The sequence below is a fragment of the Staphylococcus sp. AS1337 genome, from assembly GCF_051408735.1.
In the GTDB taxonomy this organism is placed as follows: domain Bacteria; phylum Bacillota; class Bacilli; order Staphylococcales; family Staphylococcaceae; genus Staphylococcus; species Staphylococcus xylosus_B.
Genome location: NZ_JBOIHZ010000014.1, coordinates 23,504 through 32,116, shown reverse-complemented (window position 1 = coordinate 32,116; position 8,613 = coordinate 23,504). Strand labels below are relative to the sequence as shown.

The 8,613-nt window shown below is 35.3% G+C and carries 6 protein-coding genes; 2 read left to right on the top strand and 4 right to left on the bottom strand.

Annotated features, from left to right (window positions below; genetic code table 11):
• The coding region (locus ACSUE0_RS14395; protein WP_436957820.1) for a GA-like domain-containing protein at window positions 1-4,076 on the top strand (4,076 nt) is incomplete at its 5' end.
• Window positions 4,077-4,195: 119 nt separating this feature from the next.
• Here the strand turns inward: ACSUE0_RS14395 and ACSUE0_RS14390 are convergent.
• The 4 genes from ACSUE0_RS14390 to ACSUE0_RS14375 all read right to left on the bottom strand — a co-directional run bounded on the left by ACSUE0_RS14390 (window position 4,196) and on the right by ACSUE0_RS14375 (window position 7,616).
• Complete coding sequence (locus ACSUE0_RS14390) at window positions 4,196-4,765, bottom strand: NADPH-dependent FMN reductase (RefSeq protein ID WP_436957818.1); 570 nt, start codon at window positions 4,763-4,765, stop codon at window positions 4,196-4,198.
• A 10-nt stretch (window positions 4,766-4,775) separates the two neighbouring features.
• Complete coding sequence (locus ACSUE0_RS14385) at window positions 4,776-5,837, bottom strand: LLM class flavin-dependent oxidoreductase (protein WP_119613754.1); 1,062 nt, start codon at window positions 5,835-5,837, stop codon at window positions 4,776-4,778.
• Between the two features lie 13 nt (window positions 5,838-5,850).
• Window positions 5,851-6,777 carry a VOC family protein gene (locus ACSUE0_RS14380; protein WP_119613753.1) on the bottom strand — a complete coding sequence of 309 codons (927 nt, stop codon included), beginning with the start codon at window positions 6,775-6,777 and terminating at the stop codon, window positions 5,851-5,853.
• Between the two features lie 221 nt (window positions 6,778-6,998).
• Window positions 6,999-7,616, bottom strand: a complete 618-nt coding sequence (locus tag ACSUE0_RS14375) for a GntR family transcriptional regulator (RefSeq protein WP_107551816.1) — start codon at window positions 7,614-7,616, stop codon at window positions 6,999-7,001.
• A gap of 116 nt (window positions 7,617-7,732) precedes the next feature.
• Between ACSUE0_RS14375 and ACSUE0_RS14370 the strand changes: the two genes are divergently transcribed.
• Window positions 7,733-8,608 carry an NAD(P)-binding domain-containing protein gene (locus ACSUE0_RS14370; protein ID WP_119613752.1) on the top strand — a complete coding sequence of 292 codons (876 nt, stop codon included), beginning with the start codon at window positions 7,733-7,735 and terminating at the stop codon, window positions 8,606-8,608.
• The last annotated feature ends 5 nt before the right edge of the window (window positions 8,609-8,613 follow it).

Sequence of the window (8,613 nt, the reverse complement as noted above, 5' to 3'; positions counted from 1 at the left end):
CTGAAAAAACAGAGTTAGATAAATTAATTGAGGCGCTAGAAACAGCTAAAACAAACGCAGCAGAGAAATTGAATAACGTACCGAATGGTACTGAAGGAAAAGACACGTTACAAAGTCGCTTAGATCAAATCGGTTCAGTAACGTCGCCAGAAGTGAACGATCAAGATAGTAATGGTGTGTTAGATACAGAACAATTATCAGATGCGGAGCAAGCGATTGAAGCAGCCGAACAAGCTAAACAAGCCGTAGATAACAAGTTATCTAAGATCACAGCAGATGGGTTAATCAACCCAACAGAAAAAGCAGAATTAGATAAATTAATTGAGGCGTTAGAAACAGCTAAGACAAACGCAACAGAGAAATTGAATAACATGCCGAATGGTACTGAAGGAAAAGACGCGTTACAAAGTTCTTTAGATCAAATCGGTTCAGTTACATCACCAGAAGTAAATGACCAAGATGGTAATGGCGTGTTAGATACGGAACAATTAAATGAAGCGCAACAAGCCATCGAGGCAGCTGAACAAGCCAAAGTAGCTGCGAATAACAAGTTGTCTGAGATCACATCGGATGGCTTAATCAATCCAACTGAAAAAGCAGAATTAGATAAATTAATTGAGGCGCTAGAAACAGCTAAGGCAAACGCAACAGAGAAATTGAATAACGTACCGAATGGTACAACAGGAAAAGACGCGTTACAAAGTCGCTTAGATCAAATAGGATCAGTTACATCACCAGAAGTGAATGACCAAGATAGCAACGGAGTCTTAGATACAGAACAATTATCAGATGCGCAACAAGCGATTGAGGCATTAGAACAAGCCAAAGTAGCTGCGAATAACAAGTTGTCTGAGATCACATCGGATGGATTAGTCAACCCAACTGAAAAAGAAGAATTAGATAAATTAATTGAGGCGCTAGAAACAGTTAAGGCAAACGCAACAGAGAAATTGAATAATGTACCGAATGGTACAGCAGGTAAGGATGCGTTACAAAGTCGCTTAGATCAAATCGGTTCAGTTACATCACCAGAAGTGAATGACCAAGATAGCAACGGAGTCTTAGATACAATCCAATTATCAGATGCGGAGCAAGCAATCGAAGCAGTAGAACAAGCTAAACAAGACGTAGATAACAAGCTATCTGAAATCACATCGGATGGCTTAGTCAACCCAACTGAAAAAGAAGAATTAGATAAATTAGTTGAGGCGTTAGAAACAGCTAAGACAAACGCAACAGAGAAATTGAATAACGTACCGAATGGTACAGCAGGCAAGGACGCGCTTCAAAGTCGATTAGATCAAATAGGTTCAGTAATGTCACCAGAAGTGAATGACCAAGATAGCAATGGTGTCTTAGATACAGAGCAATTAAATGAAGCGCAACAAGCGATTGAAGCAGCCGAACAAGCTAAAGTAGCTGCGAATAACAAGTTATCTGAAATCACATCGGATGGCTTAGTCAACCCAACTGAAAAAGCAGAGCTAGATAAATTAGTTGAGGCGTTAGAAACAGCTAAGACAAACGCAACAGAGAAATTGAATAATGTACCGAAGGGTACAGCAGGCAAGGACGCGTTACAAAGTCGTTTAGATCAAATAAGTTCGGTTACATCACCAGAAGTGAATGACCAAGATAGCAACGGAGTCTTAGATACAGAACAATTATCGGAAGCGCAACAAGCGATTGAGGCATTAGAACAAGCCAAAGTAGCTGCGAATAACAAGTTGTCTGAGATCACATCGGATGGATTAGTCAACCCAACTGAAAAAGCAGAGCTAGATAAATTAGTTGAGGCGTTAGAAACAGCTAAGACAAACGCAACAGAGAAATTGAATAACGTACCGAATGGTACAGCAGGTAAGGATGCGTTACAAAGCCGTTTAGATCAAATAGGTTCAGTAATGTCACCAGAAGTGAATGACCAAGATAGCAACGGGGTCTTAGATACAGAGCAATTAAATGAAGCGCAACAAGCCATCGAGGCAGCTGAACAAGCCAAACAAGCCGCAGATAACAAGTTATCTGAGATCACATCGGATGGCTTAATCAACCCAACAGAAAAAGCAGAGTTAGATAAATTAATTGAAGGACTCGAGGCAGCCCAAGTAATAGCGACTGAAAAACTAAATAACGTACCGAATGGTACAGCAGGAAAAGACGCGTTACAAAGTCGTTTAGATCAAATAGGATCAGTAATGTCACCAGAAGTGAATGACCAAGATGGTAATGGCGTTTTAGATACGGAACAATTAAATGAAGCCCAACAAGCAATCGAAGCAGTAGAACAAGCTAAACAAGACGTAGATAACAAGTTGTCTGAGATCACATCGGATAGCTTAATCAATCCAACTGAAAAAGCAGAATTAGATAAATTAATTGAGGCGCTAGAAACAGCTAAGACAAACGCAACAGAGAAATTGAATAACGTACCGAATGGTACTGAAGGCAAAGACGCGTTACAAAGTCGTTTAGATCAAATAAGTTCGGTTACATCACCAGAAGTGAATGACCAAGATAGCAACGGAGTCTTAGATACAGAACAATTATCGGAAGCTCAACAAGCGATTGAGGCATTAGAACAAGCCAAAGTAGCTGCGAATAACAAGTTGTCTGAGATCACATCGGATGGATTAGTCAACCCAACTGAAAAAGAAGAATTAGATAAATTAATTGAGGCGCTAGAAACAGTTAAGGCAAACGCAACAGAGAAATTGAATAATGTACCGAATGGTACAGCAGGTAAGGATGCGTTACAAAGTCGCTTAGATCAAATCGGTTCAGTAACGTCGCCAGAAGTGAACGACCAAGATAGCAATGGTGTCTTAGATACAATCCAATTATCAGATGCCGAGCAAGCGATTGAAGCAGCCGAACAAGCTAAACAAGCCGTAGATAACAAGTTATCTAAGATCACAGCAGATGGATTAGTCAACCCAACTGAAAAAGCAGAGCTAGATAAATTAGTTGAGGCGCTAGAAACAGCTAAGACAAACGCAACAGAGAAATTGAATAACGTACCGAATGGTACAGCAGGTAAGGATACGTTACAAAGTCGTTTAGATCAAATAGGATCAGTAATGTCACCAGAAGTGAATGACCAAGATGGTAATGGTGTGTTAGATACGGAACAATTAAATGAAGCCCAACAAGCAATCGAAGCAGTAGAACAAGCTAAACAAGACGTAGATAACAAGTTGTCTGAGATCACATCGGATAGCTTAATCAATCCAACTGAAAAAGCAGAATTAGATAAATTAATTGAGGCGCTAGAAACAGCTAAGACAAACGCAACAGAGAAATTGAATAATGTACCGAATGGTACTGAAGGAAAAGACGCGTTACAAAGTCGCTTAGATCAAATCGGTTCAGTAACGTCGCCAGAAGTGAACGATCAAGATAGTAACGGAGTCTTAGATACAGAACAATTAAATGAAGCCCAACAAGCGATTGAAGCAGCTGAACAAGCCAAAGTAGCTGCGAATAACAAGTTGTCTGAGATCACAGCAGATGGATTAGTCAACCCAACTGAAAAAGCAGAATTAGATAAATTAATTGAGGCGCTAGAAACAGCTAAGGCAAACGCAACAGAGAAATTGAATAATGTACCGAATGGTACAGCAGGTAAGGATGCGTTACAAAGTCGTTTAGAACAAATCGGTTCAGTAATGTCGCCAGAAGTGAATGACCAAGATAGCAATGGAACATTAGATGTAGAATCCCCAAATATAAAAGGTCAAAATCATGCTAAAGTAAATAAACATTTGGATAATACTATCAAAAATTCAAAATCACATAATCCTATGTATAAAAATGTGAAAGAACAATATTTAAATGATAGAGATAGTAAGTTATTAGAAGAAAAAACTCCTCGAAATCAGCAACAGTTAAATGAAGTTTCGAACCATTTGCAAATAATAAAAAATGAAACAAATGAAAATTCAGAACAGAGTATGAAGTCACTAACTCATTTACCTGATACAGGTGGAAAAAATAAAGATAGTTGGATTTTTGGAACTTTACTAGGAGCTATAGGTTCAATGATGCTCTTAAGAAGGAAACAAGAAAAAAGATAGAAAAAAATAACTAAAATTTAATAACGACTATAGGGATAGTACAAAAAAGAGCCGAGGCATATTTTTATGCCTCGGCTCTTTAAATTTATAGGTAGTTAAAATATTAATGCAATAGTGATTTAAAAATCGTATTGATCATTTTCTTCTTCTAAAAGCTGATTATATAATTTAGAAACACGCAAGGTTGATGTTGCCAAATCATTAATTCTAAATATAATGTCATCATTAACGATAGTGCCATTAGAAAAATCACGTTCTTCGATAAATACATAAGTTTGCATAACGTGGGCTTTCATATAGCTTAATATTGGTTTTAATTGTGTTTCAGCAATTAAGTAATGCTTAGGAGAACCCGCAGTTGCTATAATACTTACAACTTTATCTCTAAATGCATTAACAGGAAGTAAATCAAATACGTTTTTAAGTGTTCCTGGTATAGATGCTTGAAAGATTGGAAAACCTATAAAAATAATATCAGCTTGCATTAAAGCAGTAGTTAATTCTAATGTGTCTCCAGAATAATCCAAGTAATTTCGTCCATCGCTAAAAGCTAAATCTAAATTCTTTAAATCGAATAATTGGATATTAAGTGTATCATCTTGATTTGTTATGGCTTCGTTTAGATATTTTATAGCAGTACTTGTTTTAGAGCCAACTGTAGAACCAGATAGTAGCACGACGTTTGTCATTTTATACCTCCTATTTGTTCAAATGTTTTTTAACACTTGGAATGATTTCATTACCAATGAGTTCTATATTTTTCATTATTTTATCGAAAGGTACGCCACCGAAATCAATTTGAGCCATAAATCTCTGATGATTATAAAGTTCATGTTGGTAAAGTATTTTTTCAATAATTTGTTGTGGGCTTCCAACCATTAATGCATCTCTATAATCCGGTGCATTGGCAAATTGTTGTTTTGGATATCCAGCACCTCTTATAAAAGACATACCAACATTAAGGTGAGGGTAATATTCTTTTAATGCTAATTGTGTAGTTTCAGCAGTGTAGAATAAACTAGCGGTAGAAACTGGTAACGATTCGGCTGAAGTATCGAAACCATGTTCTTTTGCAGTGAGCCGATATTCATCTATTGAATCTTTAAATGTCATTGCTGGCCCACCTAACGTGGTAATCATCATTGGAATACCTTGGCGACCTGCTTTAATCGCACTTGCTGCAGGACCACCAACAGCACGCCAAATTGGTAGTTCATCGTCTATTGGTCTTGGGAATATTTTCATATTATTTAAATCTGGTCTAAATTTACCAGACCAAGTGATTTTATCAGTCTTATTCAACTCTAACAGTAAATTTAATTTTTCTTCGTAAAGCTCATCATAATTATTTAAATCTAAACCAAATAAATCAAAGATACCTGTACGAGAAGCTCTACCTGCTACTATTTCTGCTCGTCCATGCGATATTAGGTCTAAAGTTGCAAAATCTTCAAATATTCTAACTGGGTCCGCTGCGCTTATAATTGAAGAAGAACTAGATATTTTAATTTTATTAGTCGCTTGTGCAATAGCACCTAATACAACTGTATGTGCTTGTGTAGTAAAGTGCTCTTGGTGACTTTCGCCCACACCGAATACATCTATACCTGCCTGTTCTGCTAATTGACTTGCCTCGATTAATTCTTGAATGCGTTGTTCATAACTTACTTTTTCACCGTTATGAGGGTTGAGTAGGTGATCTCCAAGTGAATAAAGCCCAAATTCTAATGGAGTATTTTCATTCATTTTTAAAATAGCCATATATCATCATCCTTTATAAATCGTGTAATTGTGATTCGATTTGAGTACGTTGATCTTCCATAAAATCTGGTAAATTGAGTTGTTTACCCAAATTCTCAATAGCTGTGTCTACCGTGAAACCAGGAGATTCTGTTGCAAATTCATACATAATGCTATTGTGTCGGTAGTATAATGATTTGAAAAAATAACGATCAATAATACCGCTATTATTTCCAGGGTTTTTATTAACTGTTGCTAAAATAGCTTCTAAATTTGAATCTTTGGGTGTGTTTACAGCTATGTGGTGCACATAACCTTGACCAGGTCTAGCGCGTTGCCCTTGTTGTTCGACAATCACAAAATCTGAGTATAAGCCAGTTTCATCCAAGGTCATAACTGTTTCTTCTGTATCCTGCCTTGGAGTATAACGAAGTTCATTCTGTAAAAAATCGACAGTTTTTTGCGTATCACGTAATCGTAATTCGACAGGTCCTATACCTAAAATTTGATGTTCTGTAGGGATATCTGAGTATGGGTTTTTGCGCCATGACTTTGGTAGATTATATTGTTGGTTAGCAATTAATATAATCTCTAAATCATCTGGATCTTTAAATAACAAAGCTTGTTGGTTTAAATATGTCATATTTATCGTATCTATATTGTTATCTTCTAAACGAGATTGAAAATAAGTTAAAGATGCTTTATCAGGGACTAATAAACCTATACGATGAATGGAGTTTGTACCGGGACGATTTTTCCCTATATTAGGTATCTCAAAAAAGCTCAGCAAAGTTCCTGCAGACCCGATTTCATCTCCGAAAAATAGATGGTACATCGTAGGGTTGTCTTGATTTACAGATTTTTCTACTAAACGTAATCCTAAAATTTTAGTATAAAAATCTTTATTTATTTGTGCATCTTTTGTATACATAGAAATGTGATGATGGCCAATGATATTCATATAGCGCCCCCCATAGATTTGATAGTTACTATTGTATTGATTATTACCTGTTTACAGTATATATAAACAGTTGGTATAAAAAATATACTTGTTAGCAATAATATATACCTTATTTAACAGAAAATCAACACCTATGGTTTGCACACTACTATTCATTAATTATAAATTAATTTTAATTCATAAAAAGACACGAAACTATTAAAATTTCGTGTCTTTTTAAATTATTCATTGTTTTTAAATTCTAAATAATAAAGGCTGAATTCTAAGTCGTTTTTTAAATGGTCTTCGAGTAACGTGACAGCTAAATTAATATCTCTGTCATAAAGCGCTGAAACAATGGCTTTATGTTCTTCTATTAAACCAGGCCGACGTTTGTTAATTACAGTTTGGCTAAATAAATAAATGAAACTCTTATATTTCTGATATGTATCTAGGATAAATTGGTTATTAGTAGCGGCGATAATTTTTTGATGGAATTTGTCATTGATTTCAATGATTGTAGCTTCATCCTCCACTTCGATATCTATTTCTGTGTAACCTTTTAATTCTTCTAAATCTGATGTTGTATAAACAATAGCAGCTTTTTTTAATGCGTGTGTTTCTAATAAAATACGCATTTCAAATATTTGCCTATATTCTTCACTAGTTGGTATGAAAATATAAGCATTTTTAATAAAGTATTCTAGCTCTAGTTGCTTTAATGCTTCACGAATTGGAGTTCGGCTTACCTCATATTTCTTTGCAAGTTTAGCTTCGGTAATTTTCTCATCTTTTTTAAAAGCTCCAGAAATGATGTCATTTCTTATTCTTTGATAAATTGTTAATTCATTATTATTCAATTAACTCACCTCATTACAATAAGTGTACTATAAAAAAATTAGTAATAAAATGTATACATTTTATCTAATTTAGTATACAATTATTTTGCAAACGTTTTCAGAAAGGGTGTCGATTTATGAAAGTAGGATTTATAGGTTTAGGTATTATGGGGAAACCAATGGTAGAAAATTTATTGAAAGCGAACGTAACTGTTCTTGTTAATGATTTAAATAAAGAAGCAGAAAGTGAAGTAGTGATGCAAGGGGCAAATGCTGTTTCAGTAAAACAAATGGCTCAACAAGCTGATTATGTTATTACATCGTTACCAAATGGTGCGATAGTAAAGGCTGTTTTATATAGTGGCGAAGATGCAATAGTTAAGCAAACTGATCTTAAAGTAAAAGCTGTTATTGATACTAGCTCTCTAACGCCAAATGAATCATTGGAAATAAGTAAAGTACTAGAAACAAAACAAATTAAATATATGGATGCTCCCGTAAGTGGGGGAGAGCCTTTAGCAATAACTGGTGAATTATCAGTGATGGTTGGTTGTACAGAAACGGATTTACCAGAAGTTCAAAAAGTTTTAGAACCTATTGCTGCATCAGTTATAAGAGTCGGAGACGTTGGTGCTGGTAGCGTAGTAAAGTTAGCAAATCAAATTATAGTTAACACCAATATTGCTGCACTTTCTGAAGCTGTAATATTAGCTAAAAAATTCGATATAGATTTAGCAAATATGTATAAAGCAATTAAAGGTGGTCTAGCAGGTTCTAGTGTAATGGATGCCAAGTTTCCAAAAATGATTGAGGAAAACTATCAACCAGGGGGAACATTAAATATAAATTTAAAAGATATGAAAAACGTGAGTTCAACAGCAGATACAGTCGGACTTACATTGCCTATAGCAAATCAAGTGAAAGAAATGTACAAATCAGAAGTTGCACACGGTAATGGTATGAATGACCATTCAGGCATTATAAAATACTTTGAAAATATAAATAATATGTAGGTGAA